Source organism: Halovivax gelatinilyticus (genome assembly GCF_024300625.1).
GTDB classification, from domain to species: Archaea; Halobacteriota; Halobacteria; order Halobacteriales; family Natrialbaceae; genus Halovivax; species Halovivax gelatinilyticus.
Map to the genome: position 1 here is coordinate 2,919,556 of NZ_CP101322.1, position 25,087 is coordinate 2,944,642.

Below are 25,087 nucleotides of genomic sequence, written 5' to 3' on the forward strand. Positions count from 1 at the left end.
TCAGCTGTTCGGCCCTTTAGATGTAAAAATACGCGGATTCTCTACGTTCATTGCTGCAATGTTTTTGCCGGTTCAGTTACGCTATTGACGATATTCGACACGCAGGCCTGGATTAATGCAGTTCGCTCTTTCGGAGGCTACAGATCGACACCCACGGGATCGCGGACAGACGCAGCGAGCGATGCAATGCGTTACGCACCCGGTTTCGTGATCAACGGCGCGTACTCTTCGTGCTCGAAGCTTCCGATGACCGTCCCGTCGAGGGTCTGGACGTGCGTGTACAGGACACCTTCGCGTTCTGCATCCTGAATCATCGCCTTCGCGTAGGACATATCGTATCGACTCGCGATCAGGACTGACCGATCGTTCGTTGGATCGATCAGTTCGGTTACCACGTACATGAACACGCCGACGGAGGTGCCGTAGGCGAGATACTCCGTAAACGTCTCTTCGTCGTAAAAGTCCTCGAACGCCTCGGCTTTTTTGTTGGGAACGATGTGACACAGGCCGAATTTCTTCGATTCGTCGCCATCACGGCCGACGGTGTTCGTGTGTCCGGCCATGATGGTCAACACCTCCCAGCCGTCGTCTCGCCGATCATCCGCGATCGCGTCCATCTGTTCTAACACCCGTTTCCACGTCTCCGTGTGAACGCCTTCCGGATCCTTCCGGCGTTCGACGTGGGGATCGATCTCTTCGTTTCCTGGCATACGTCACTGTCGGCGGAGGAGCCGGATAACTCTTTTCGAGACGGCTGTGATCGAGTCAGTACGACCCGAACGTCCGCGGTGTTCGTTATCCGACCCCGAAGGCCGTCTCGAGTACGAACGAGATCGCGAGCGTGACGAGTCCGACGAGAAACAGCTTTCCGTCCGTCGATATTCGGTCCTCGGGTGCCGGAGTGGTCAGGTACCGTGCCGGGGGCGTGTTCCAGACGATGCGCTGAAAGCGACCGACGTTCTCGACGTGTGGAACGGCCTGTGCATACGGATCTTCTCGACCCGCTTCGTCGTGCGGTCTCGACGTCGGCCAGAGCTTGACGGTCGAATAGGCGAGGACGATCCAACCCGCAAGAAAGAGAATAATCTTGGCTCTGACCAGGTCGCCGCCGGTAACGAGGCTGAGAACGAGTGAACCGACCGTCAGGACGCCTCCGCCGACAACCGCGTAGGTGAACGCGTGAATCCAGGCGGACGCTCTCCCGTCCCGTCCGGATTCTGCTTCCATGCTAGTCGAATCGTGTGTTGATTACCGTCTCGGGATCTCGATACTCCGAATCGTGTCGGTGACAGTAACTTTGGTGGTTCGTCCCGCCGACGTCGTAAAACTCGGGTTCGGTCGCGTCGCAGACGCTCCCGAAGACGTCGGCATACGCCTCGAGCGCCGCGGCTTCGCCCCGTTCGGTTACCAGTTCTGCGATCTCGTCGACGTGTGTTTGGATCTCGTCTGGAACGGCGTACTCTCCGAAGAGTTCCTCGACCGTTTCGTCCATCGTTCCGAACCGCGTTTCTTTGCCAAAGCGTTCGCGAATGCGTTCTCTAACTGACCGATTCGCTCGCATCCGCTCGCGGAGTACCTCCCTGAACTGAATCAACTGCGTCCAGAGGTCCGTATCCATATTCGGGAATCGTTCCGGCCTGATGCTGGCCGGACAGCGAGTGCTGAACGGACAGCCGTCCGGTGGATAGCGCGGATTTGGTGGGGTGCCGTGAAGCGTCACTCGTTCACGGTTCGCCGTGGGATCCGGTTCCGGGATAGCTGATAAGAGTGCGTGCGTGTAGGGATTTTGCGGATCGGTGAACAACTCTTCTGTCGGTCCGATCTCCATGATGTTCCCGAGATACATGACGGCGACGCGATCGCAGATGTGGCGAACGACCGATAGGTCGTGGGCGATAAAGAGGTACGTCAACCCGAACTCGTCCTGGAGGTCTTCGAGGAGGTTGATGATCTCCGCCTGCACGGAGACGTCCAGCGCTGAGACGGGTTCGTCGAGGACGATGAAATCGGGTTCGAGCGCGAGCGTCCGCGCGATACCGATTCGCTGGCGCTGACCGCCTGAGAACTGGTGGGGATACCGGAAATAGTGTTCGCGTTGCAATCCGACCGTGGCGAGTAAATCTTTGACCTTCTGGCGTCGTTCCCGAGGTGTCCCGATCTTGTGCACGTCGAGGGGTTCTCGAACAATTTCTCCGATCGTCATCCGGTCGTTGAGACTCGATTCCGGGTCCTGGAACACCATCTGGGCGTTCTTTCGCCACTCGTGGAGCTCGTCGCGGCTGAGCGTCGTTACGTTACGTCCGTCGAACCGTATCTCGCCGGCCGTCGCATCCTCGAGCTGGATCAACGTGCGTCCGAGCGTCGTTTTCCCACAGCCTGATTCTCCGACCAGCCCGAGCGTTTCGCCTCGGTGTATCTCGAACGTCACGCCGTCGACGGCTTTGACCGGACGTCCGCCGAAGATTCCACTGCTCTCGTAGTGGGTTTTCAATCCGTCTACCTGGATCATCGCTTCTGAGACGTGTTCGTCCGTTCCTTCCGTTCCCGTCGCAAGTGCATCCTGGCTCATTCGTCCTCACCTCCGTCGGTGTCCGTACGTCCACGCTGCTGGTGTAGCTCGACCGCTTCGACCGTCGACATCGATTCGGGATACAACAGACAGGCGGCCGTGTGATCTTCGGATTCGCCGTCGACCGGCACCGAGACGGGGTGAACGACCGAACACTCGTCGAAGGATTCCGAACAGCGCGGTTCGAACCGACAGTAGGTCGCCGGCTCGTTCGGCGTCGGGACGTTCCCGTCGATCGTCTCTAACCGCTTACCGGTTTGATTGCCCGGAATCGAGCGCAGTAGGCCGTGGGTGTACGGATGTTTCGGCTCCTGAAAGAGCGATTCTACGCCGGCCGATTCGACGACTTCTCCGGCGTACATGACGTTTACTCGATCGCTGATCTCTGCGATAACGCCCATGTCGTGTGTGATAAACATAATACCGAGATCCCGTTCGTCCTGTATCTCTGCGAGCAGATCGAGAATCTGAGCCTGTATCGTCACGTCCAGGGCCGTCGTCGGCTCGTCACAAATCAGGACCTCTGGTTCGCAGGCGAGCGCCATCGCGATCACCGCTCGTTGTCGCATCCCTCCGGAGAACTGGTGGGGATATTCGGTCACCCGTCGACGGGCGTCCGGAATGCCGACCGCTTCGAGAAGCGCCGCCGCCTCTCGGGTTGCGTCTTCACCTTTCAATCCCTGGTGCAAACGAAGCGCCTCCTTGATCTGGTTTCCGACGGTGTAGACCGGATTGAGGCTCGTCAGCGGGTCCTGAAACACCATCGCGATTCGTCCGCCCCGCATGAGGCGCTGGGATTCTCCTGAGAGATTCGACAGCTCGACGAATCCGGCCGTTATCCCGTCTGGCGTCTCAGGATCTCCCTCGGTAACGAATACGAAGTCGGCCGGATCGACGCCCTCGAACGGCTCCGTATAGCCGGCCGCGATGACGTCCTCTACGGGAACGTCGTCCGGCGAATCGAAGCCGAGATCGCCCGGCGTTACGTCGACGGAGGGGTGATCGAACACCGATTCTGGATCGTAGGAGTTTCGGTGGGCCGCGACGTCGACGACTCGCTTCGGGAACCTGGCGGCGTACTCTCGGACCGTCTCGAGTTCGGTGTATCGGATGGAGCTACCTGCCATGATACGGCCGGGCGATTCGACGAGGCCCATGATCGATCGCGCGGTGACGCTCTTCCCCGACCCCGATTCTCCAACGATTCCGACGGTTTCGCCTGGTCGAATATCGAAGGAGATGCCGTCGACGGCGCGAATCGTCTCCTTTTCGGTGAAAAACGCCGTCTGCAGGTTCTTCACCGAGAGGATCGGTTCAGTGTTCGTCTCCGCTTTCTCGATTGTAGATTCCATTGACATTATCCACCACCTCCGGCCGCGCCTGCGCCTTCACTCGGCACGTCGGCCTCCGGATCGATCGCGTCTCGAACCCCGTCACCGAGCGCGTTGAAGCCGGTGACCACGATGACGATCATGATTCCAGAGACCGTCGAGATGTGCCAGGACTGCGTCGAGACGTACTGGCGTCCGCTGTTGATGAGTCGACCCCACTCTGGCGTCGGTTCGTTGATACCGAGACCCAGGAACGAAAGCGCCGCCGTGGCGATAATGACGCCGCCGAGGATCAGCGACGCGTAGATCATGATGTAGCCGGCGATATATGGGGCCATGTGTTTTCGCATGGTTGCGAGCGGCGTTTGACCGTAGCTCTTCGCCGCGTCGACCCACTCTTCTTCTGCAACCTGCAGGGATGGACCACGGATGGATCGCCAGAGCCCTGGCCAGTAGACGAACGCGAAGATGAGTGCAAGCAGTAACCCGCCGTCCATCGGCTCCGCGAGGAAGTGATTTCCTTCCTGGAAGATCACCGAGAGCATCATCACCAGCAAGAACGCCGGAATTGAGATGATCGTATCGCTGGCGATCACGGTGAGGACGTCGGCGATTCCCTTGTAGTAGGCCGTGATCAACGATAGCAACACCGCGATCAACCCGCCGAGCCCGACTGCGATCAATCCGATCACCAGCGACGTTTGGGCTCCATACGCGAGGTGTGTCATCATGTTTTGCCCGACGTGGGTCGTTCCAAGCGGCGACCATCGGTCGTAATCGTCGTAACTCCACAGGCCGACTTTGTCAACGTTCCCTGATTGGCTGTTTACGTTTGCCGTTCCGTGGGCAATCGTGTTTATTTCTCCCGTATCTTCGTCGAGATACTCGAACTCATGTTCGTACGTCGAGTAGATGTTGGCCTCAGCCGTGACCGGACTGACCGCCGGGGCCCAGAGTGCGAGGATGAGGAACATGGTGACGACGATCAGACCGAACAATCCCCAGTAGTGGTTTCGGAACCGACGGATCGTATCGTCGCGCGGGGTCCACTCCGCTGCGCGATAATGCGTACGAAAGACGTTGTAGCCCTTCCACATCCAGGCGATGAGCGCGAACGCGTAGGCGTATACGACGATGACGCGAATCCCCCAGGCCCACGCTGGCGATAATCCGAGGAACGTTCCGTCCCATCCACCGTCGGGCGTTCGATGTCCATCGTTGGAGATGACGTCTCGATCGGTGAGCGATGGGAGCGACGAGAGCGAATCGAGGACGCTCGATATGAAGCTAATTTCGTTAGAGACAATCGTTCCGATCGGTGTGAACACGAGGACGAACGCGACTGCTCCGAGCATCCCGGTGACAACGAGTCGATCCAGCAGGACGCTCATTCGACGCGTTACGTCCAGTTCGAATCGCTCTGCGACGCGCCACGGGAGGAGGATTCCGGTGAGGAAAATCGATGCGACGAACAGTATTGCGAGCGAGATCAGATCGCTGGCGAGGTGCCCCGCAATTTCGCCGAGGGCGTCGCCAGTCGATCCGAGACCGAGGACGGAGAACGCATTGGCGATCCCGCTTCCGACGTTTCCACCGATCCACCCCGGGATGGTCGCGACTCCGGAAACGACGAACGACAGCATGTGGCCGAGGCGTTTTATGCCTCCCATGAACGTCGAGAATTCGAGCAAGACGAAGACGGCCAGTCCGGCCAGCCAGAGGAGGGCCGGTCGCGGGTTATCGGCGACTCGTTCACGGAAGAGGGTCTCTTCTTCTGCGCCCGGTTCACCTGCATCCGCCGTGTTGTTTGCTATATCACTCATCGGTCGTACCCCACGCGTGGATCGATGATCGTGTAGAGAAAGTCCTGTAAGATATTGAGAAAGATTATCACGACCGTAAAGAAGAACAACAGCGCACCGGCAAGTGGCAGGTCTCCCTGGGTCATCGCCCTGAAGAAGATATTACCGAGGCCGTTGATGTTGAAGATGTATTCGATGATGACGGAACCGCCGATCAGGATGAACGCCTCACTCGAGATGATCGGAACGAGCGGGATGAGCGCGTTTCTGAATACGTGTTTCCAGACGATGACTCGACTCTTCAGTCCCTTCGCACGGGCGGTATCGACGTAATTAGAGTTTATATTCTCCAGGACCGCCGTTCGACCGATACGTGCTTCAGCGGCCATTGAAGCGGATCCAAGGACGAGTGCTGGAGGGAGGATGAACTTTATGTCGACTGCCAGTGCTCCCCAATCGATCGTCATCGGCGTCGGTATGACGCCGAATATCTCCGTCCAACCCGTCTCGTAGAAGTCGAGACTCGGCGTTCCGGTAATACTCCGTAACTCCGGGCCGAACGTGTACCAGTCGAATCCGAGCCACCCACCGCCGTGGGTCCGTCGCAGGACGGCGAGGATCATGATCGCGAGCCAGAAGTTCGGCATCGACTGCCAGAGAATCGCGCTGATCGTCGCGAAGTAATCGCCCTTCGTGTTCGGGTTGAGGCCGGCGTAGAATCCGAGCGGAATCCCGATAAAGAGCGGAAGCAAGATCGCCCAGAACCCGAGCCAGAGGGTCGGCGGTCCGGAGTTCATGATGATCGTCGTCACGTCACGCTCCGACTGAACGACCCACGACTGGCCGAGGTCGAGTGTGAGGAAATTCCACACGAAATCGAGATACTGTTCCCAGAGTGGATCGTAGAGGCCCAATCGCTCTCGCATTCGTTCTGCATCGGCCCCGCTCGCTTCGGGCCCGAGTCTCGCGGCTACGGGATCGATCGGCCCCATCCGAAGCATAATGAAGATGAACGTCATTACGAGGAACAGGACCGGGATCGAGAGTAATAGCCGCTTGAAGAAGTATCCCCAGCGGCTCATCGTCGCTCACTCACCTGACTGAGGGGTGCCCGTGTTTCTCCGTACATTCTTCTCGGTGAAGTACTTCGATGGAATCGTTGTAAACGTTCTGTTACAGGGTCGAAAGCGCCCCACCTAGCACCAAAACCAATCAATATTGGAAATGCAGACACTGCCGCTTATACCGATACCCTGGTAAACGCCTCGTCTTATCCGTCGTTGCATTCGTCACGACAGGGTACCCGCTATCGCTTGATTCAAACGTCCTGTTTCTCAATCTCTTGGGCTACGTATTGGTTTACCCGGTGGTCTACCAACGGACGATACGAACAACGCGATTTTCGATCGAACCGGAAAAATGTACGTTCGTCGGCTTATGCTTCTTCTTCGAGTTCTTCCTGCCAGTCGAGGTAGTAGCCGTTCGTGTCCGTCGGCATGCGGGACGTGTCCGTGTTCTTCGGTTCGAATCCGAAGTGTCCGTACGCCGGGTCCGGCCAGCTCCAGATCCAGCCGAGCGAGTACATTTCGAGGTCACCGTCCTCACCGCGCTCCTGGAGCGTGTTGAACTGCGTTTCCTCGGTCGACATCTCGACGCCGAGGCCGGATAGCTTCTCCCGGATGTTCGAGGCCATGTCCTGGAAGAGCTGGCTCTCGTAGGTGGTGCAGTTCATCTCGAACGGATCGTCGTCGGAGTATCCGGCGTCTTCGAGGACTTCACGTGCACCGTCGCGGTCCGTCTCGTTGACACCGTACGGCCAGGCGTCGAGCCACGCTTCGTAGCCCTCGGGGCCAGTCGGCCAGATACCGGACGGCGTGAAGCTGAACGCCTCGAATCCGCGACCGTCCATGAACTCTTGGACCAGTTCCTCGTGGTCGGTCACGTACGCGACGGCCTGGCGGACCGGACGCGGGACGTGGCGCGCGTTGAACGCGAAGTAGTACGTACTCATCTCGGTGATGCCGAGATAGTTGACTTCCTCGCCGTTTTCGACCGGTCCGTACGTACCGGATTCGCGTCCGCGCTCGTCCGGTTCGGCGTCGATGAGACTTGGGTCGTAGTGTGCCTGCGGAACGCCGATGATGTCCGCGTTGTACTCCATCGAGTACGTCCAGATTGCGTCGTCGTCTTCGATGATCTCCCAGTGAACGGACTCGAGGATCGGCGCACCGTCGTGGTAGTTGTCGAAGGCGGTGAGCCGGACGTCTTCGTCGACGTTGAAGTAGTCGTATTCGAACGGTCCGGTCCCGTTCGCCATCTCCGTCGCGAACTCCTGGTGGGTGACTTCGCCGTCGTAGTCCGGAAGGTCGTCGACGAGTCCTTCGGGGACGATACCGAATCCGCCGTAGGAGATGATGTCGAGGACACCCGGGTTCGGCTCACGGATCGTGAACTCGATGGTGTAGTCGTCGACGACTTCGATCTCCATACCGTCCTCAGTGGGGCGCGAGCCGGGAATGCCCTCGTCCTCGTCCGCCGGTTCGTACGCGATACCGAGACCGGCGGGCATGTCGAGAAGGAAGCTCGCACGCTCGCTGAAGTCGGATTCGCCGAGGCGGCGAAGCGAGTACTTCACGTCGTCGGCGGTGAGTTCTCGGCCGTCGTGGAACTCGACTCCCTCCTTCAGGTAGAACGTCCAGGTGAGGCCGTCCTCGGTGGAATCGTATCCCTCGACGAGTTTGTCTTCGAGTTCGGCGACCCCGTTCGGGTAGTGAGTCAGCGTCTCGTAAATCTGTGCGATGACGACGCTGGAGGCGGTGTCGGTCGACATGATCGGGTCGAGTTCGGAGAACGTCGAGTTGATCATGTTGAGTTCGGTGTCGCCTTCGACGTCGGTCTCGTGGTGTTGCTGGTGGTGTCCACCGAGCGCACCGATCTTCGGCACGTCGACGTAATCGTACCAGAAGCGTTCGCCCATGCCGTGATAGAGCGGCATCAGGATCATGTCGTCTCTGACGGCCTCTTCTATCTCGACGTACGCCTCGTTACGGAGGTCTACGGCGTCAGCTCCTGGGTTGTTGATGATTCGTTCCCAGGCGCGCTGTGCCTTGTCGGCGTGCGATCCGGTCTCGTCGTCGCCACCGTTTCCGCCATCTCCGTCGTCGCCGTCGTCAGCACCGTCGTCGGCGTCATCGTCGTCGCCACCGAAGAGGGCCGAACAACCAGCCAACCCCACTGACGCACTGCCGCCGAGGAGGGCGAGCATCTTCCGTCGTGAACTGTCCACATCTTGCCGATTCGCGGTATCGGGCATGGAGAGTCTTTGACAAGGGAATCGTAAATATCTACCGAAGCGAAACCTAAATATCACATTATCGTGACTGTGTTGTCCACCGCTACTGGTAATATCGTACTAGAGGTCCGTTTTATCCGAAGAATCTCGTTCCAGATTCGTATTCCATACTGTCGATGTCCGTAAATCCAACCGGTTCCACTCGCTGGGTTGGCAAACACCACGTGCGGTGACCTCTCACTTCAGGGGGCTCCTCGAATGAATCCCATCGAGACGCGGTCGTTGATCGCGTGGAACCACGAGATATTAATCGATCCACCCGGTAGGGTGAACTATGAGTGGGGTACGCGTCGCAGGTGTCGGATTGACGCCGTTTGGAAGCACACCCGATCGGACCGGACGCGATCTGTTCGCACAGGCCGCCTCGTCCGCGTTCGAGGATGCCGACGTCCCGCGGTCCGATGTCGAATCGGTCAGGTACGGCAATTTCATGGGTGAACTCGCCGAGCACCAGGGCCATCAGGGGCCACTAATGGCCGAAGCCGCCGGCGTCACCGCACCGGCGACGCGGTACGAGTCGGCCTGCGCCTCGTCTGCAACGGCGATTCGCGACGCCGTTATCAGCCTGCGAAACGGTGAGAGCGACGTCTGTCTGGTCGGGGGCGCCGAACGGATGACGAACCTCGGAACCGCCGGTGCGACCGAAGCGCTGGCGATCGCGGCCGACGACCTCTGGGAGGTCCGCGCTGGCGTCACCTTCCCGGGCGCGTACGGTCTGATGGCACAGGCGTACTTCGACACCTACGGCGGCGGGCGGGTGGATCTCGCTCACATCGCGGTGAAAAACCACGACAACGCGCTGGACAACGAGAAAGCACAGTACCAACGCGCTATAACCGTCGACGACGTTCTCTCTGCGCCACCGGTTTCGGAGCCGCTCGGGCTGTACGATTCCTGTCCGATCTCCGACGGGGCCTGTGCACTGATTCTCGTCAGCGAGGAGTACGCCCGAGCGAACGACCTTGACGCACCAGTCTCGATCACCGGATCGGGTCAGGGCGGCGATCGCATGGCGCTCCACGACCGAGACCACCTCGCTCGCTCGCCGGCAGCGGACGAGGCGGCCCAGGTGGCCTACGACGACGCCGGTATCACGGCAGAAGACGTCGCCGCCGCCGAGGTCCACGACTGCTTTACGATCGCCGAGGTGCTCGCGATCGAATCGCTCGGGATCGTCGACGTCGGCGACGGTATTTCGGCCGCACGCGATGGGTACACGACAGCCGACGGCCCCGTCCCGGTGAACCTCTCCGGCGGATTGAAAGCGAAGGGCCATCCGGTCGGAGCAACCGGCGCCTCACAGATCGCCGAGTTGACCAGGCTCCTCCGGGGCGACCACCCACACAGCGACGCGGTCGACGGCGAGACGGTCGTCGCACACAATGCGGGTGGCACGGTCGCCTCCTGTGTCGTTCACGTCCTGGAGGTGGGACGATGACCGACGACGCGGGATCCGCCGGATTCGACGACTGGATGGACGCCCTCGAGGCGGGCGATCCCTACTATATCGAATGTGCCAACGGTCACGGCTCGCTCCCACCGCGACGGATCTGTCCCGAGTGTGGCGAACAATCGCTCTCGGAGGAACCGCTCCCCGACACCGGAACGGTGGAGACCTTTTCTACCGTCCACGTCCCGACGCCGGCGTTCCAGGACGACGCGCCCTACGTCACGGCTATCGTCGACTTCGGACCGGTGCGAGTCACCGGTCGCGTGTTGGATGTCGCCCCCGAGGAGGTAGAACACTCCCTGACGGTCTCGCTCACCAGCACGAAATCTGAGACGACGGACGATCGACTAATCGCGTTCGAGCCCGTCTAAGCGTCGCTCGCACGGTTCGCATCCTGGCTGAAAACCCGTTCTGCATCACTCGATCGTCGGTGATTCGTCGAGTTGGCCGAGGCAGGTTTCGACCGGCTCGAGGAGCTCCCCTGCAATCGTGTACGGGTCCGTTCGTCCGCCGGCGACGGCGCTCGCGAGTTCGTCGATGCCGCCGACCCGGTCTAGCTCGTCTTCGAGCAATCCGTGGAGGTCCTCTCGAAGCAGGGTCCGGATCTCTTCTGCGTGTCTCCGTCGCGTCCGCTTGTCGCCCTCACCCGTATCGCGGAGGTGGTCGGCGTGGGCTGCAAACTCGTCGATCAGTTCGTCGACGCCGACGCCGTCGGTCGCGATCGTTTCGACGATCGGCGGTCGCCATTCGCTGGGTTCGGCGTCGCCATCGTCGGACGTCTCGACACTTCCTGGTCCGTGGTGTCCGGGGTCGACACTGAAACTCGGTCCGTCGCCGAGTTCGATCATCTCTAACAGCTCCTGGACGGTCCGGTCAGCGCCGTCTCGGTCCGCCTTGTTCACGACGAACACGTCGGCGATCTCCAGGATGCCGGCTTTGAGCGTCTGAACGGCGTCGCCGGAGCCTGGCGGGACCAGGACGGCCACGGTGTCGGCCGTCCGGACGATGTCGATCTCGTTCTGTCCAGCACCGACCGTCTCGATGATGATCTTGTCCTTGCCGAAGGCGTCCATCGCTTTTACGGCGTCCGCGGTGGCCGTCGAGAGGCCGCCGAGGGTGCCCCGGGCGCTCATCGACCGGACGAAGACGTCCATATCGCCGACCGTCGACGCCATGCGGATGCGATCGCCCAGGACCGCGCCGCCCGAAAACGGTGACGAGGGGTCGATCGCGATAATTCCGACCGTCTCGCCGCGATCGCGGTACGTTTCTGCGAGTTTGTCGACGAGCGTCGATTTGCCGGCACCGGGCGAGCCGGTGACGCCGATTACGTCCGCCGTGCCGGTGTGATCGAACAGTGAACCGACCAGGCGTCGGTAGCCCGGCGCGCGATCTTCGATCTTGGAGATGGTCCGAGCCAGTGCGCGGTGATCGCCCGCGAGGAGCCCGGATCGAAGTGCGTCGATCTCGTCGGTTGGAGCCGATTCTGTCGGCTCGGTTGCTGCGTCGTTTTCAGTCATCGCTCGGGGGCGTTTTCACGGACGAAGCCGACGGTCTCTTCGATGGACGTACCGGGTCCGAAGATGGCGGAGACGCCTGCGTCTTCGAGCTTCGAGCGGTCTTCGTCGGGAATGACGCCACCGACCAGGACGAGTGTGTCGTCTGCGGCGCCGTACTCCTCGAGACCGGCCATGATCTTCGGGACGAGTGTGTTGTGCGCCCCCGAGAGGATCGAGATCCCGAGTACGTCGACGTCCTCCTGGACCGCGGCCTGTACGATCTCCTCCGGTGCGTTGTGGAGTCCGGAGTAGATGACTTCGAACCCGGCGTCGCGGAACGCCCGGGCGATGACGTGGGCGCCGCGGTCGTGTCCGTCGAGTCCAACCTTCGCGACGAGACAGCGGATCGAACGACCCGCCGATTCCGTACTCATGCCCTGACGTTTGCTCGCATCGCGTTTGACTCTAACGGAGTGCGTCCGGCGCTGGCGGCCCGTCGTTCCGACGGTATCGGCTCGATTCGCCGACGTCGATCGGGTGCGCCGTGGAAGGGGCCGACGCGAACCAAAGGCTAAAGAGTGAAACAGACGAATATCAACACAATGACCGTCATTCGTATATTTCGGAGGGATCTCTCGTGGGTGTCGAGATAACGGAACCCGAGATCAGCGAGGCAGAGTACGCCGAGATGGAGCGATTCGTCTACGAGTATCTGGCCGCGAGCGTCGAGAAGGAAGACGACGGCGGCCGGATGCGCTGGTACCCCTGGCACTCCGCCGAGTATCGCCACAATCACATCTTAAACGTCGCCGACCTCGCGCGCGAAATCGCCCAGAAGGAAGGTGCCGACGTCGACGTCACTCGGACGGCCGCGATCTTTCACGACGTGGCGAAGCTCGAAACGGCCCAGGATCGTCACGCGGAGGCCGGTGCCAGAGTGGCCCGGGAGTTTCTCCGATCGCGCGGCGACCATCCGTCGTCGTTCATCGATCAGGTGAGCAGAGCCGTCGAGAACCACTCCTATCAGGGCCCGGTGACCGACCTCCCGCTCGAGACGCAGTGTCTCGTCGAGGCCGACCTTCTCGATAAGGTCGGTGCCAACGGGACCGCTCTCATGCTGTTGCGGATGGGCTACGAGTCGCGCGTCCACATGGACGCAGACGAGATGGTAACTCGCGTTCTCGAACGGGGTGTCGACGCGGCCAACCGCGTCGAGAGCGAGACGGCGAACGACATCGCTCACCGACGACTCAAGCGGGTCAAGTGGTTCCGCGAGTGGCTCCAGGACGAGATCGCCGGGATGGGCGAGTAAGTAGTACGTCGCACGAACCGATTGTGATCGTTGCAGTCTTCCAGGCCAGTGAGTACTGTGGGATGGACTGGCACCGTCACTCGCACCGGAGCGTCGTTCCCGGCGTTTGAGAACCATTCCTGCAACCGGGGAATTGCCTTCACTATATAGGCTGGTTCGGCTCCCAGTGTTAATTGTAAAGAGGTGACCGAATATGTCCACCACGACCCAAAACAGACTCGAAGGCCAGTACGGTAAGATCGCCCTCACGGGACGGCCACACCCGCTCAGCGCGCTCACGGTTGTCGCGCTCCGGCTGGTGATGGGCGGAATGATACTCTTCGCCGGCCTCGGAAAGTACGCCTACTTCGGCGGCGAATCGTTCGACGCGAGCGGCTTCCTCGTCCACGGGGTCGACCCGGCGAGCCCGGTTAGCGGTCTCTACGCCGCGATGGCGGAGAGCGCAATGTTGCTCGACGTCATCAACGTGATCATCCCGCTGACTCAGGTACTCATCGGAATCGCGCTGATCACCGGCGCGTTCGTTCGCCTGGCCGCCTTCGGAGGCGCCCTGCAGATGATCGCCTTCTACCTCGGCGGCTGGGAGGGTGCGTGGCTCGCAACGTTCGACTCGACGCTGATCTACGCCGTCGTCTTCGTCGCCCTCGGCGCCTTCGCGGCGGGTCGAATCGCCGGAGTCGACGCGTACATCGAGAACGTCCGAATCGGCGGTGAGAGGCTCGTCGAGCGGTACCCGCCGCTCCGGTACCTCCTCGGTTGAACCGCCCTCAATTTCTCGGTCTCGCGAGTCAACCCCGCTCCGTTTTCGTATCATCGTTCATCGGATCCCTTACGTCACACTCGTCAGTCCGACGAGGAGAAACAACACGCCGAAGCCGGCGAGGACGAGGCCGCTCAGGCCGGCGACGAGCGGCGCGACGGCGTCGACCCGGTTTCCGACCTCGATCAGCGCGGCCGGGTAGACGACGATCCAGACGGTGATTCCGGCGAAAAAGCCGAACAGAAGCGCTGGTGATCCGGTTTCGACGACGAGCGTGCCGGCGAGCAGACTGTCGACGGCCGGGACGTGTGCGAACACGTCGAGCGACCCCCGCTGGATGAGTCCGACGCCGACCGTCAGCCAGAACCCGATCTGATACGGATTCGTAATCGAGAGGACGAACGTCTTCTGAAACCCTTTTTCCCGTCCGTCGCTTTCGGTTCCGGAGGCGAACTCGGCTTTCGCCCCCTCGAACGCGCCGAGCGCGAAGTAACACATCAGCCCGCCGCCGAGGAGGTAGAACAGCGGTTGGATTCCCGACCACTCGTCCAGCAGGGCCACCACGCCGATCAGCGTGAGGACGAAAAAGAGGACGTCTGCGGTCATCGCACCGAGGCCGGCTTTAAACCCGGAAACCCAGCCGCGGATGACGCTCTCTTCGGCGATGATGGCGTTCATCGGTCCGGGCGGCGCGGCGAGCGCGAGCCCGAATATCGCACCGACCAACAGCGTTCCGAGGAACTCGAACACGACCGTTCATCGGCCGTTCGTTCCCAAAAGCGTCTCGAAACCGGTTATTCGATCGTCCGCTGGTCGCTGTGGCTGTCGAAAGCCGGCGGCGCGTCTCAGGCTTTCGCCTGCCAGCTTCGCACGCGGTCTGAACTGACGCCGTCGACGTCGGCCGCGATCGCCTCGGGGTCGGCGTCGGCGAGGTCGTCGACGCTCTCGATTCCCGCCGCCGCCAGCTTCTGGGCCGTCTTCGCCCCGATGCCGTCGAGCGCCTCCAGCTCCGAGCCGCTCTCGGCCTCGCGAGCCTGGTAGTCGCGGTAGTTGCAGATTGGACACCCGAGGTCCCACGGTTCGTCGCCGTTGTGGACGACGAGTTCCGGTAGCTCGTGTTCGTCGCAGCGTTCGTCGGTGACCTCGATCTCGCCGCGCCGAGGGAGCGGAAGCGAGTACTCGCAATCGGGATAACGGGTACAGCCGACCAGTCGCGAACCGCTCTGGAGGGTCTTGATGGCCAGTTCGCCGCCGTCGGTAGCGCCACACTCCGGACAATCGCCGAGGATCGGCCCTTCGCCGGCTGCCTCAGCTGCACAGAGCGGACAGCCGTGGACGAACGTCTGGCGGCCGGCCAGCATCTTGACCTCCTTTAACTCGTGTTCGTCGCACGTCTCTTCGAGGATGTGCGGTTTGCCGGTGGATGGAAGTTGGATGGTGTACTCACAATCGGGGTAGCCGTCACAGCCGACGAAGTATGATCCGTATCGGCTGCGCCGGACGAGGAGGTCCTCGCCGCACTCCGGGCACGGTCCGAGTCGCTTGTCGTCTTTGAGCGACTTTCGAATGTGATCGCCGATCTCCTCGCGCGAGTCGGCGAGCTCCTCGAAGATGGTCTCCAGCATCTCACGGGACTCGTCGGTGACGTCGTCGAGCGTCGCCTCGCCCGAGGCGATGGCGTCCATATCGGCTTCGAGCTGGGCGGTCATCTCCTCGCTGACCACCTCGTCGGCGAACTGCTCGGCGGCGTCGACGACCGCCATCGCGAGTTGCGTCGGTCGCGGCGGGTCGTCCTCGACGTAGCCGCGATCGTAGAGCTTCTCGACGATGTTGTGCCGGGTCGATTTCGTTCCGACGCCCATCGTCTCCATAGTCTCGATGAGCCTCGATTGGCCGTAGCGACGGGGCGGCTGGGTCTGTTTTGCCTCGAACTCGGTGTCGGTGATCGCGAGCGTCTCGCCTTCTTCGACGGCGGGGACGTAGTTCTCGCTCGTGTTGAAGTACGGGTAGACCGCGTGGTAACCGGGTTCGACGAGGCGCTTTCCGTTGGCCTTGAGCGAGTGTTCGTCCACCTCGCTCACGACTTTGAGGTGTTCCCAGCGTGCCGCGTCGGCGACCGTCGCGAAGAACCGCCGGACGACGAGTTCGTACACCTCCCACTCGTCGTCCGAGACGTCGCCCCCGCGGGCGGGTATCTCGCCGGTCGGGTGGATCGGCGGGTGGTCGGTCGTCTCCTCGTCACCCTCGGTTGGGACGATGTCCTCGTCGCGCTCGAGTAACGACTCCGCGCTCTCGCCGAGCGTCGGGTGGCCGAGGAAGTCATCGAGCAGGGCCTCCGGATCGAGGTCGTCCGGGTAGACGGTGTTGTCCGTTCGGGGGTACGTGATGTAGCCGGCGGTGTAGAGGTCCTCGGCGATCGACATCGCTCGCTTTGCGGAGTAGCCGATGGCGCTCGCCGCGCGGATGAACTGCGTCGTGTTAAAGGGCGTCGGCGGCGTGTCGGTTCGGGTGCGTCGGTTGACGTCGACGACGGTCGCCTCGGTTTCAGACGAGAGCGTCTCGTAGACCGACTCTGCGACCGATTCGTCCCAGACCCGTTCGGCCTCGTTGTCCTCGTCGTCGAGGTAGAAGTACTGGGCGTCGAACGCGTCGCCGTCGCCGCCGTCTTTCGCCAGTTCGGCGAACAGTTCCCAGTAGTCGTCCGGATCGAACGCCTCGATCTCGCGTTCGCGATCGACGATCAGCTTCAGGGTCGGACTCTGGACGCGACCGACGGAGATGAAGTCGTTGCCGAGCTGCCCGGCAGAGAGTGAGAGAAATCGCGTGAGCGAAGCGCCCCAGACGAGGTCGATGATCTGGCGGGCCTCGCCGGCCGCCGCGAGATCGAAGTCGAGCGACTCGGGCTCGTCGAACGCGCGAGTGACCTCGTTTTCCGTGATCGAGGAGAATCGAACCCGCTGGATCGGCACGTCTTCGTCGACGTCGCGAACGATCTCGTAGGCTTCCTTTCCGATGAGTTCACCCTCGCGGTCGTAGTCGGTCGCGATCGTGACGCGCTCTGCGCGCCGAGCCAGGATGCGAAGCGTCGCGACGATATTTTCTTTTGTCGGGCGCTTCTCGATCGAGGCGTCGATCAACTCGACTGGTTCGACGTCTCGCCAGTCTGCGTACTCTGGCGGAAAGTCGACCCCGACGACGTGTCCCGAGAGGCCGACGCAGCGCTTTCCGCCCCACTCGTAGACGTTGACGCCGTTCTCCCGCGTCGATTGCATCGAACCGCCGCTCAATATATCGGCGATTCGTCTCGCCGCGTTGTCCTTCTCGGTGATGATCAGTTCCACGACTGATCACTCCGCGTGTCGGTGCGATAGCGCGTCATTGAGGCCGGCTACGCCGGTTGTGGGGATAATCGTTTCGGCGTAAAACCGGACGACAGCGCGGGTGTGCGCGTCGTATGCGGGCGACGCGCGTGCGAGAGAACGGTGCGTGTTGGTAGTGGTGTGATGCGAGAGACCGGTGCGCGTTGATAGTGGTGGGATGTGAGAGACCGATGGTGGCAGTTCGAAGGATCAGACGTTGTGCAGGCGCCACCGGTCGATGTAACAGCTCAGGTCGTCACCGTCTTCTTCGAACCGGACGGGAACGCGGTCGCCGGCGGCCGAGATGGTGTAGAATTTACCAGCCTCGACGTCGTCGGGCACGAGCGGACTCCACGCCCCGTCGCTGATCGGCCCGCCGACGCGCAGCCTGAGCATTCCGCCTTCGGGTTCGACCTCGGCCTGCTTGATCCCGCGGTAGGACTCGTACTCGCCGCTCAGTTCCTCGAAGCGGGCTCTTCTGGCGAAGAAGGGCAAGGTGTGCGGATCGGTTCCGGTGAGGGCAGCGAAGACGCCGGTACCGAGTTCGGCGAGCCCGTACGACGGCGACGTGTTCGAGAGCAAGGCGATGGCGACGTCGTCGTCCGGACTGAACCCGGCGTACGCGGCGGAGACGGCGATCGATCCGCCGTGGCCGATCATCGTCTCCCCGGCCACGTCGCGCGTGCGCCACCCGTAGCCGTACGGCCCCGCGGGCGTCTCGGCGTACTCGCCGTAGGCTCGTTGGAGAAGATCTTCCGCACAGAGGCGGGTCCCGTCGAGTTCGCCGCCGCGGAGGTGCATCCGGAGGTACTGGACGAGGTCGGTGACGGGGGCGAGCAACCCGCCCGCGGCCGCGCTTCGCTCGCGGATCGGCAGCGGATAGGCTTCCATCTCGTCTTCGGGGGCGAAGTACGGCGTCATCCGGTCTGTGAACGACTCGAATTCGTCGCCGTCGAACGTCGACCGATCCATCGCGAGGGGAGAGAGGATCTCGTCTTCGACGTATTCGACGTAGGACCGGCCGTCGACCGCTTCGATCACCTCGCCGACCAGGGTATACCCCGAGTTACAGTACATCCAGTGATCGTCCGGCTCGCCGGCAATCTCGTCGGTCGCGCCCTCGACGTGGGCGTAGAAGTCCTCGCGGGTGCCGAGCGGGACGCCGGCCTCGCCGGTCCCCATCTGCCGGGCCAGGAGCGCTTCGCTCGTCGCGAGCGAGGGGAAGCCGGAGGTGTGACTCAGGAGGTGGTGAATCGTGATGTCCTCGGGGACGTCGATGTCGAGGTGTGCGGTCACCGAGTCTTCGAGCGAGAGTTCGCCGGAGCCGACCAGCTGTAGCGTTGCCAGTGAGGCGAACGACTTCGAGACGGATCCGATGCCGTAGATCGTCTCCGCGGTCGCCGGGTCGTTCGTCTCGAGGGTTCGCGATCCGTAGCCGTTCGCGTAGACGATGCCGTCTCGGTCGGCGATCGCGAGGCTCAGGCCGGGGACGTCGTCGGCGGCCATTCTGTCGCGCAGGAGGTCGTCTATCGTCTCGATAGTCGCCTCGTCGATACCGGGTGCGTCGGTCTCACGACTCATGGGCGGGTCTGTACACCGGACGTACATCACTGTTCGGAAAATGGAGGTACTTCGCCGCCAAAACCGGTGAGTCGATCGCTCTCGCCGGTGCTATCCGAGCAGGTACTTCAGCCAGTTGTTCTCCTGGACCAACTCGCTCTCTTCGAGTTTCGCGTCGAGTCCGACGATCCGGCCGGCGCCGACCGCGCCGATCCCGAACAGGATCAGCGCGTAGACGAACGAACTGTCGATGAGGTAGCCGTGTTCGACGGGAAGGCCGGCGAGCAACCCTCCCTGCCAGGCGGCCATCCAGAAGAGCAACATCTGGATCGCACCCCAGAACGCGGCGAATCGGACGAGCACGCCGAACAGTAAGGCCAGCCCGATCGCGATCTGTCCCCAGATCACCAGTGGGTCGATCGCACCCGCGTTCGCCGCCATCTCGGCGAACATCCCCGAGAGGGGATTGTCTTGGGTGACGCCGAATTCGGTCTGGGGGTTAATGTATCCGGCCGCCGACCAGTCGTCGTCGAGGATTTTCTCGATACCGGCCGAGAGGAACACGTACGCCATCACGAGGCGTAACGACAGGATCGAGTATCCGATCCAGGTCTCCGAGTAGTCGAATCGCACGGATTGACCGAGTATCTCCGTTTCGAGGGTTCGTTCTGCGGGTCTTTTTGTTGCCATGATATGACGTGGCGAACCTCTCACTACTCCCGAATATTCCTTTCCTCTATATTATTGACATAAATTGCAACGACGACCATCTATCGATCGAACGACGAATGTCTGTTACGAAACGCCGACCGGAATGTACGACCCTTTAACTGTCGACCTCGCGAGAGCCAACGCAGGGACAATCGTGGCCGAGAGCGACCGGAAAGGGATCGACATGACGACGGGGGCGATCTCCCCGAAGCTATTTCACCTAGCCTGGCCGCTCGTTCTCGGCAATCTTCTCCAGACGCTCTACAACCTGGCCGATATGTTCTGGGTCGGCCGCGTCGACGAGAACGCCGTGGCGGCCGTCTCGCTCATGTTTCCACTCTCGTGGCTCTTCATCTCGACGGCGATGGGGCTGACGGCGGCGACCATCGCGCTCGTCTCTCAGCACGTCGGCGCGGACAGTCAGCGAGAGGCCGATCGTGTCGTCGGGCAGACGGTCATCCTCGCCTCCATTATCTCGGTCGTTCTCGCCGCGATCGGCCTCTACTTCAGGCGGGACCTGATCTCGCTCATGGGGGCGAGAGACCAGGTCTTCGTCGAGTCGCTCGAGTACATCGAAATCATCTTGCTGGCGCTGCCGCTCACCTTCCTGTTCTTCGCGTTTCGATCCTCGCTCCAGGGCGCAGGCGACACGAAAACGGCGATGTGGCTCGTCCTCATCTCGGCCGGCATCAACGTCGTCCTCGATCCGTTCTTCATCCTCGGCTGGGGACCGTTTCCCGAACTGGGTACCCAGGGAGCGGCCGTGGCGACGTTCATCTCCCGGGCGATCGCGACCGTCGCCGGAATCTACATCCTGCTCGACGGTCGATTCGGCGTTCGCCTTCGTCTCGGCGATCTCAGGCCGAACCTCTCGATCCAGCGCCAGCTCGTCGACGTCGGCTATCCGGCGACGCTCGACGGCTGGGCCCGAAGTTTCTCGACGGTCGCGCTCGCGGCGCTGGTCGCGCGGTTCGGTCCAACGGCCGTCGCCGCCTACGGGATCGTCGTTCGGTTGATGTCGATCACCTGGGCCGTCGCCGGGGCCGTTGGAGACGCTGCGTCGACGGGCGTGGGCCAGAACCTCGGCTCGCGGACGCCCGAACGAGCTGCTCGCGTCACCTGGGTGGCCACGGCCGGCACCATGGCCCTCATATTCGCACTGGTATTGCCCGTCTTTCTCTTCCCTCACCAGACGATGGCCGTCTTCATCGACGATCAGGCGGTCATCAACGAGGGGGTCAGATTCATCCGAATCAACGGACTGTTCTGGGGACTCTTCGCCGGCTTGATGGTCGTTCAGGGCGGCTTCCGCGGGGCCGGCAATACGCGCGAAGCGATGGCGCTGTCGCTCCTCTCGCGGTGGGTGTTCGAGATCCCGGTGGTACTCCTTCTCGCGTTCGGCGCGCTTCTCACCGTCCCCATCGTCGGCGTCACCGTCACCGGTCTCGGCTGGGGCGTCTCGGGCATCTGGTGGGCCATCTCGTTCAGCATGGCTACCTCGTTCGTCGTCGGCGTCCTCTGGTTCCGACTGGGGACGTGGCGCGAGGCGGTGATCGACGACGGTGGCGACGAGAAACCGGGGCCGCGGACTGATCACGTGAGCCAAACAACCGACGACGGCGAATCGATCGACGACTGATCGAACGGATCCGGCCGGGTACGATTGATTTCGAGTACCCGATCGACGGCGGACGACGCCGCACGGTCTCTTCTCTCGGAGAGTCAGGTATACGGTCCCGGCGAACCCACCTCCGACGATGAAGCGCACGGAATTCGAAACCGTGACGGCCGACGGGACAATCGATTCGCTCGTCGCGTCCCGACTCGATGACGAACTGGACGTCTCCGGCCTCGCGATCAATCACTATCTCGTCCCATCGGGAGAACGGCTCCCCGCGGGTCTCCACGCTCACGCCGACCAGGAGGAACTGTTCGTCGTTCTCAGTGGGGTGGCCACCTTCGAGACACTCGACGGCGAGGTGCTCGTCGAGGCGGACGAAATCGTCCGATTTTCCCCTGGCGAGTTCCAGGCGGGCAAGAACGACCACGAGGACCTGCTGGCGGTACTCGCGCTCGGCGCACCGGCCGAGAGCGCGGACGTCAGAATCCCGATCGACTGTCTCCTGCGATCACGAGAATCTTCGGCTCGATTTCGGTGACGGCCCACTCACGTTCGTCTGTCCGCAGTGCGAACTGGGGCGGACGCCCGCCGATTGCCCCTCGTGCGCTGGAGACGACCTCCGCGTGACGCTCGGGGAGGCCAACGAACCGATCGTGGCGTGTGTGGCGTGTTCGTCCACGTTCGATCGGCCGCCGGTGGAGACCGAGTGGTGAGCGTTCGGTTGGCCGCCAGTGGAGGTGGAGTGATGCGCGTTCGATCGGTTTCGCTTCGGTCGGACTACCGCTCGATCGGTTACTCGTCGAGTTCGGCTCGGAGCAACTGGTTGACAGAGCCTGGGTCGGCGCTGCCGCCGGTCGCCTGCATCACCTGTCCGACGAGGTAGTTGATCGCGCCGTCGTCGCCGTCTCGGTAGTCGGCAACCGCATCCGGGTTCTCCTCGACTGCCGCCGTCACGGCCCGTTCGACCTCGTCCGCCCCGGTCTTGCCGAGTCCCTCGGCGTCGACGATCGCGTCCGGACCGTCCCCTTCGTCGAGCATCGTCCGGAGGACGACTTCCTTCGCGTTCTTGGCCGTAATCTCGTCGGTCGCGACGAGTTCGACCAGCCGCGAGATCTCGTCGAGTCGTCCCTCGAGGTCCGTAATTTCCATGTCGCGGTAGTTGAGCTCGCCGAGTACCTCGTCTGCGACCCAGGTCGCGGCGAGATCCGGATCGAACTCGCTGGCCAGATCTTCGTAGAAGTCGGCGACCTGCTTCGTCGAGGTGAGTTTCGACGCCGCCTCCTCGCCGAGGTCGTACTCGGCGCGAAACCGTTCGCGTCGCGCGCGTGGCAGTTCCGGAATGTCGATTTCGTCCTTCCAGTGGGCCACCCGCAGCGGCGGGAGGTCGGCCTCCTCGAAGTATCGGTAGTCCTTCTCGGCCTCCTTCGATCGCATCGAAACGGTGATACCGCGGCTCTCGTCCCAGTGGCGCGTCTCCTGTTCGACGACTCGCCCGCGCCTGATGGCGTTCTTCTGGCGTGTTTCCTCGTAGGCGAGGGCTTTCTGGGCACCCTTGTGACTGGAAATGTTCTTTACCTCCGTTCGATTGGCCGATTCGAGCGCATCGGTCCCGATCTGGCCGTCCTCGTCCGCCTCGTCGGTCGAGATGATCGAGAGGTTGGCGTCGACGCGGAGACTACCGTCGCGTTCGGCGTCGAAGACCCCGAGGTACTCGAGCACCTCCTCGAGTTCCGCCAGGAATGCTCGAACCTCGTCGGGTCCCCGAAAGTCCGGCGCCGTAACGATCTCCATCAGCGGCGTTCCGGCCCGGTTGTAATCGATCAGCGTGTACTCCGCGGAGTCGATTCCACCACCGCCGCCGACGTGCTGGAGGCTCCCCGGATCCTCCTCTAGGTGGGCGCGCTCGATCTCGATCGTTCGACGCTCGCCTTCGACGCTGACTTCCAGTTCGCCCGACTGGCAGATCGGGTCGTCGTACTGGGTGATCTGGAAGTTCTTCGGCAGGTCGGGGTAGAAGTAGTTCTTGCGGTGAAACCGCGTCTCCGTCGGGATCGTCGCGTCGATCGCTTTGCCGATCTTCACGGCGGCTTCGACGGCCGCTTCGTTTACCACCGGAAGGGCGCCCGGAAGGCCGAGACAGACCGGACAGACCGTGTCGTTCGGGTCGTCCGACTGTTCGGTCGGGCAGCCACAGAAGATTTTCGTCTCGGTCTCTAACTGGACGTGCACCTCGAGGCCGATCACGGTCACGAGGTCGCCCCGCTGGGCGCTCTGGGCGGTCATTGAGCCCCGCTTCGGGTTCGTGGGGGTAAAGCGTATCGGGACGCGCCGAACGGCGATGGCGCCGCGCCGTCGCATCCGCACGATAGCGCTACTCGTAGGTAGTCGTCATACCGCCGTCGAACAGGAGGTCGCCCCCGTTCAGGTGGCGCCCGTGATCCGAGAACCCGAGCAGGAACAGGTTGGCGACGTCGATCGGCTCCATCAACTCGTCGACGCGAGCCTGGCCCTGCATCACGTCGCTGACGACGTCCTCTGCCGAGATACCGCGCTGTTCGGCCGTCGCCTCAATCTGGTCCGCGACGAGCGGCGTTTTGACGTAGCCGGTGCTCACCGAAAACGACCTGATCGAACCGTCCCCTTCCGCCGCGATTGATCGCGTGAGCCCTCGAATGCCGAACTTCGAGACGTTGTAGGCGACCTTGTCGCTCGTCACGTAGTGTCCGTGAACGGACGCCATGTTACCCACGCAACCCTCGGTCGACTCGCGAAAGTGTGGGAGACACAACTTCGTGAGGTAGAGCGGTGCTCGGAGCATGATTCGCTGCATTCGGTCGTAGACGTCCATCGGGAAGGACTCGATCGAATCGACGTGTTGTACGCCGGCGACGTTCGCCAGAAACGTGAGTCGGCCGAGTTCGGCGGCCTCCACGACGATGCGCTCAACGTCTCGATCCGAGGTGAGGTCTCCGACGATCGGTCTCACTGAGCCCGCAGTCTCTAACTCCTCGCAGCGGTCTACGGTTTCTGCGAGCCCCTCTCGGTTCACGTCGGTCGCCGCGACCGTGAGTCCGTTCGCCGCGGCGGCGATCGCGAGCGCACGCCCGATCCCGGACGCTCCGCCGGTGACGAGACAGACTGCGTCGTCGGGAAGCGAGTCGTCGAATCGGTGAATACCGTCCAGCGTGATCGGCGCCGGGGAAACCTGCTGACGTGTCATCGTCTGTGTCCGCGTAGGTCGACGAGCGGAATCCGTATCAAGCCGAACGTTCCATTGTCAACCGACTCCCGCGGATGGTTTCGCCAGTCGCACCGACGATGGGAACGAACGCCCTACGTATCAATTGAAATACTATTGTCTGACGCACGTTTATGTGGACGGGGAAACCCCTAGCGCGTATGCCGAAAAATCGCGTCGACGAACTCGAGTCGACGGTCTGCGAACTCGAGTCGACGATCGAAGGGCTCACGGAAGAACTGGTCGAATCGAAAGAGCGGATTCGCGTCCTCGAGGATCTGTTGCAGGCCGAACCGCCGACGCGCGTTCCGGAGCGCCGGGGTAGCGGTTCGTTCGAAGCCGCGCCCGACGAGGTCGCGGCCGCCGCCGCCCAGGCCGAATCGGCCGACGAGGACTCAGCCGACGAAGAGCCGGTCGATGACGAAGCGTCCGCCGCGACCGACTCGGAACCACAAGAGTCACGTACCGACGACATCATCGTAGCCTAAACAGTCAGCCGGAATCGCCCGGAGGTCCGCCAGTA

Annotated in this window: 22 protein-coding genes; 7 read left to right on the forward strand and 15 right to left on the reverse strand. The window is 62.1% G+C overall.

The genetic code is table 11. From position 1 onward, the window contains the following. Positions 1-191: 191 nt before the first annotated feature. The 7 genes from NKH31_RS13915 to NKH31_RS13945 all read right to left on the reverse strand — a co-directional run bounded on the left by NKH31_RS13915 (position 192) and on the right by NKH31_RS13945 (position 8,967). The gene (locus NKH31_RS13915; RefSeq protein ID WP_254862395.1) at positions 192-710 is read right to left on the reverse strand and encodes a DUF7529 family protein; all 519 of its coding nucleotides are present in this window, start codon (positions 708-710) and stop codon (positions 192-194) included. An 85-nt stretch (positions 711-795) separates the two neighbouring features. Then, complete coding sequence (locus NKH31_RS13920; RefSeq protein WP_254862396.1) at positions 796-1,227, reverse strand: DUF7555 family protein; 432 nt, start codon at positions 1,225-1,227, stop codon at positions 796-798. 1 nt (position 1,228) lies between these two features. Continuing rightward, positions 1,229-2,569: an ABC transporter ATP-binding protein gene (locus tag NKH31_RS13925; protein WP_254862397.1), complete on the reverse strand. Its 1,341-nt coding sequence runs from the start codon at positions 2,567-2,569 to the stop codon at positions 1,229-1,231. Beyond that, positions 2,566-3,927 (reverse strand): ABC transporter ATP-binding protein, encoded by a 1,362-nt coding sequence (locus NKH31_RS13930; RefSeq protein ID WP_254862398.1) that lies wholly within the window; start codon positions 3,925-3,927, stop codon positions 2,566-2,568. Before NKH31_RS13930 ends, NKH31_RS13925 begins: the two co-directional genes overlap by 4 nt. Continuing rightward, positions 3,927-5,723, reverse strand: a complete 1,797-nt coding sequence (locus NKH31_RS13935) for an ABC transporter permease (RefSeq protein WP_254862399.1) — start codon at positions 5,721-5,723, stop codon at positions 3,927-3,929. The genes NKH31_RS13930 and NKH31_RS13935 overlap by 1 nt, the downstream gene beginning before the upstream one ends. Beyond that, entirely contained in the window at positions 5,720-6,784 is a 1,065-nt protein-coding gene (locus tag NKH31_RS13940) for an ABC transporter permease (RefSeq protein ID WP_254862400.1), read from the reverse strand. The genes NKH31_RS13935 and NKH31_RS13940 overlap by 4 nt, the downstream gene beginning before the upstream one ends. Positions 6,785-7,137: 353 nt before the next feature. Further along, the gene (locus tag NKH31_RS13945) at positions 7,138-8,967 is read right to left on the reverse strand and encodes an ABC transporter substrate-binding protein (RefSeq protein WP_254864817.1); all 1,830 of its coding nucleotides are present in this window, start codon (positions 8,965-8,967) and stop codon (positions 7,138-7,140) included. 361 nt (positions 8,968-9,328) lie between these two features. On the opposite strand from NKH31_RS13945, the gene NKH31_RS13950 reads away from it, so the two are divergent. Continuing rightward, a complete protein-coding gene (locus NKH31_RS13950; RefSeq protein WP_254862401.1) occupies positions 9,329-10,492 on the forward strand; it encodes a thiolase C-terminal domain-containing protein in 1,164 nt (387 codons plus the stop codon). Beyond that, on the forward strand, positions 10,489-10,875 hold the full coding sequence (locus NKH31_RS13955; protein WP_254862402.1) for a Zn-ribbon domain-containing OB-fold protein: 387 nt from the start codon (positions 10,489-10,491) through the stop codon (positions 10,873-10,875). The genes NKH31_RS13950 and NKH31_RS13955 overlap by 4 nt, the downstream gene beginning before the upstream one ends. Before the next feature lie 45 nt (positions 10,876-10,920). Here NKH31_RS13955 and meaB read toward each other — a convergent pair whose 3' ends face one another. Both meaB and NKH31_RS13965 read right to left on the reverse strand, forming a co-directional pair. After that, positions 10,921-12,024 (reverse strand): methylmalonyl Co-A mutase-associated GTPase MeaB, encoded by a 1,104-nt coding sequence (meaB, locus tag NKH31_RS13960; protein ID WP_254862403.1) that lies wholly within the window; start codon positions 12,022-12,024, stop codon positions 10,921-10,923. After that, positions 12,021-12,437, reverse strand: coding sequence for a cobalamin B12-binding domain-containing protein (locus NKH31_RS13965; protein WP_254862404.1), 417 nt, complete (start codon positions 12,435-12,437; stop codon positions 12,021-12,023). Before NKH31_RS13965 ends, meaB begins: the two co-directional genes overlap by 4 nt. A gap of 203 nt (positions 12,438-12,640) precedes the next feature. Here NKH31_RS13965 and NKH31_RS13970 point away from each other — a divergent pair, with 203 nt between their 5' ends. Both NKH31_RS13970 and NKH31_RS13975 read left to right on the forward strand, forming a co-directional pair. Then, positions 12,641-13,315 carry an HD domain-containing protein gene (locus tag NKH31_RS13970; RefSeq protein WP_254862405.1) on the forward strand — a complete coding sequence of 225 codons (675 nt, stop codon included), beginning with the start codon at positions 12,641-12,643 and terminating at the stop codon, positions 13,313-13,315. A 193-nt stretch (positions 13,316-13,508) separates the two neighbouring features. Beyond that, entirely contained in the window at positions 13,509-14,075 is a 567-nt protein-coding gene (locus NKH31_RS13975) for a DoxX family protein (RefSeq protein WP_254862406.1), read from the forward strand. A 69-nt stretch (positions 14,076-14,144) separates the two neighbouring features. Here the strand turns inward: NKH31_RS13975 and NKH31_RS13980 are convergent, their stop codons facing one another. The 4 genes from NKH31_RS13980 to NKH31_RS13995 all read right to left on the reverse strand — a co-directional run bounded on the left by NKH31_RS13980 (position 14,145) and on the right by NKH31_RS13995 (position 19,684). Further along, positions 14,145-14,825, reverse strand: coding sequence for a LysE family translocator (locus NKH31_RS13980; protein WP_254862407.1), 681 nt, complete (start codon positions 14,823-14,825; stop codon positions 14,145-14,147). Between the two features lie 95 nt (positions 14,826-14,920). Further along, a complete protein-coding gene (locus NKH31_RS13985) occupies positions 14,921-17,416 on the reverse strand; it encodes a DNA topoisomerase I (RefSeq protein ID WP_254862408.1) in 2,496 nt (831 codons plus the stop codon). 228 nt (positions 17,417-17,644) lie between these two features. Further along, a complete protein-coding gene (locus NKH31_RS13990) occupies positions 17,645-19,015 on the reverse strand; it encodes a serine hydrolase (protein WP_254862409.1) in 1,371 nt (456 codons plus the stop codon). A gap of 90 nt (positions 19,016-19,105) precedes the next feature. Beyond that, positions 19,106-19,684 carry a DoxX family protein gene (locus NKH31_RS13995; RefSeq protein ID WP_254862410.1) on the reverse strand — a complete coding sequence of 193 codons (579 nt, stop codon included), beginning with the start codon at positions 19,682-19,684 and terminating at the stop codon, positions 19,106-19,108. A gap of 124 nt (positions 19,685-19,808) precedes the next feature. Here NKH31_RS13995 and NKH31_RS14000 point away from each other — a divergent pair, with 124 nt between their 5' ends. Together NKH31_RS14000 and NKH31_RS14005 are read left to right on the forward strand one after the other, a co-directional pair. Beyond that, a complete protein-coding gene (locus NKH31_RS14000) occupies positions 19,809-21,344 on the forward strand; it encodes an MATE family efflux transporter (RefSeq protein WP_305038418.1) in 1,536 nt (511 codons plus the stop codon). A 118-nt stretch (positions 21,345-21,462) separates the two neighbouring features. Next, a complete protein-coding gene (locus NKH31_RS14005) occupies positions 21,463-21,864 on the forward strand; it encodes a cupin domain-containing protein (protein ID WP_254862411.1) in 402 nt (133 codons plus the stop codon). A gap of 254 nt (positions 21,865-22,118) precedes the next feature. Here the strand turns inward: NKH31_RS14005 and gatB are convergent, their stop codons facing one another. Together gatB and NKH31_RS14015 are read right to left on the reverse strand one after the other, a co-directional pair. Then, on the reverse strand, positions 22,119-23,609 hold the full coding sequence (gene gatB, locus NKH31_RS14010) for an Asp-tRNA(Asn)/Glu-tRNA(Gln) amidotransferase subunit GatB (RefSeq protein WP_254862412.1): 1,491 nt from the start codon (positions 23,607-23,609) through the stop codon (positions 22,119-22,121). Between the two features lie 88 nt (positions 23,610-23,697). Further along, on the reverse strand, positions 23,698-24,546 hold the full coding sequence (locus NKH31_RS14015) for an SDR family NAD(P)-dependent oxidoreductase (protein ID WP_254862413.1): 849 nt from the start codon (positions 24,544-24,546) through the stop codon (positions 23,698-23,700). A gap of 179 nt (positions 24,547-24,725) precedes the next feature. Here NKH31_RS14015 and NKH31_RS14020 point away from each other — a divergent pair, with 179 nt between their 5' ends. Continuing rightward, the gene (locus NKH31_RS14020; RefSeq protein WP_254862414.1) at positions 24,726-25,052 is read left to right on the forward strand and encodes a DUF7518 family protein; all 327 of its coding nucleotides are present in this window, start codon (positions 24,726-24,728) and stop codon (positions 25,050-25,052) included. Positions 25,053-25,087: the final 35 nt, after the last annotated feature.

Excerpts from the sequence above, each read along its gene's own strand:
- NKH31_RS13915 (WP_254862395.1), bottom strand. The coding sequence starts at position 710 with ATGCCAGGAAACGAAGAGATCGATCCCCACGTCGAACGCCGGAAGGAT.
- NKH31_RS13920 (WP_254862396.1), bottom strand. The coding sequence starts at position 1,227 with ATGGAAGCAGAATCCGGACGGGACGGGAGAGCGTCCGCCTGGATTCAC.
- NKH31_RS13925 (WP_254862397.1), bottom strand. The coding sequence starts at position 2,569 with ATGAGCCAGGATGCACTTGCGACGGGAACGGAAGGAACGGACGAACAC.
- NKH31_RS13930 (WP_254862398.1), bottom strand. The coding sequence starts at position 3,927 with ATGTCAATGGAATCTACAATCGAGAAAGCGGAGACGAACACTGAACCG.
- NKH31_RS13935 (WP_254862399.1), bottom strand. The coding sequence starts at position 5,723 with ATGAGTGATATAGCAAACAACACGGCGGATGCAGGTGAACCGGGCGCA.
- NKH31_RS13940 (WP_254862400.1), bottom strand. The coding sequence starts at position 6,784 with ATGAGCCGCTGGGGATACTTCTTCAAGCGGCTATTACTCTCGATCCCG.
- NKH31_RS13945 (WP_254864817.1), bottom strand. The coding sequence starts at position 8,967 with ATGCTCGCCCTCCTCGGCGGCAGTGCGTCAGTGGGGTTGGCTGGTTGT.
- NKH31_RS13950 (WP_254862401.1), top strand. The coding sequence starts at position 9,329 with ATGAGTGGGGTACGCGTCGCAGGTGTCGGATTGACGCCGTTTGGAAGC.
- NKH31_RS13955 (WP_254862402.1), top strand. The coding sequence starts at position 10,489 with ATGACCGACGACGCGGGATCCGCCGGATTCGACGACTGGATGGACGCC.
- meaB (WP_254862403.1), bottom strand. The coding sequence starts at position 12,024 with ATGACTGAAAACGACGCAGCAACCGAGCCGACAGAATCGGCTCCAACC.
- NKH31_RS13965 (WP_254862404.1), bottom strand. The coding sequence starts at position 12,437 with ATGAGTACGGAATCGGCGGGTCGTTCGATCCGCTGTCTCGTCGCGAAG.
- NKH31_RS13975 (WP_254862406.1), top strand. The coding sequence starts at position 13,509 with ATGTCCACCACGACCCAAAACAGACTCGAAGGCCAGTACGGTAAGATC.
- NKH31_RS13990 (WP_254862409.1), bottom strand. The coding sequence starts at position 19,015 with ATGAGTCGTGAGACCGACGCACCCGGTATCGACGAGGCGACTATCGAG.
- NKH31_RS13995 (WP_254862410.1), bottom strand. The coding sequence starts at position 19,684 with ATGGCAACAAAAAGACCCGCAGAACGAACCCTCGAAACGGAGATACTC.
- NKH31_RS14000 (WP_305038418.1), top strand. The coding sequence starts at position 19,809 with ATGTACGACCCTTTAACTGTCGACCTCGCGAGAGCCAACGCAGGGACA.
- NKH31_RS14005 (WP_254862411.1), top strand. The coding sequence starts at position 21,463 with ATGAAGCGCACGGAATTCGAAACCGTGACGGCCGACGGGACAATCGAT.
- gatB (WP_254862412.1), bottom strand. The coding sequence starts at position 23,609 with ATGACCGCCCAGAGCGCCCAGCGGGGCGACCTCGTGACCGTGATCGGC.
- NKH31_RS14015 (WP_254862413.1), bottom strand. The coding sequence starts at position 24,546 with ATGACACGTCAGCAGGTTTCCCCGGCGCCGATCACGCTGGACGGTATT.
- NKH31_RS14020 (WP_254862414.1), top strand. The coding sequence starts at position 24,726 with ATGCCGAAAAATCGCGTCGACGAACTCGAGTCGACGGTCTGCGAACTC.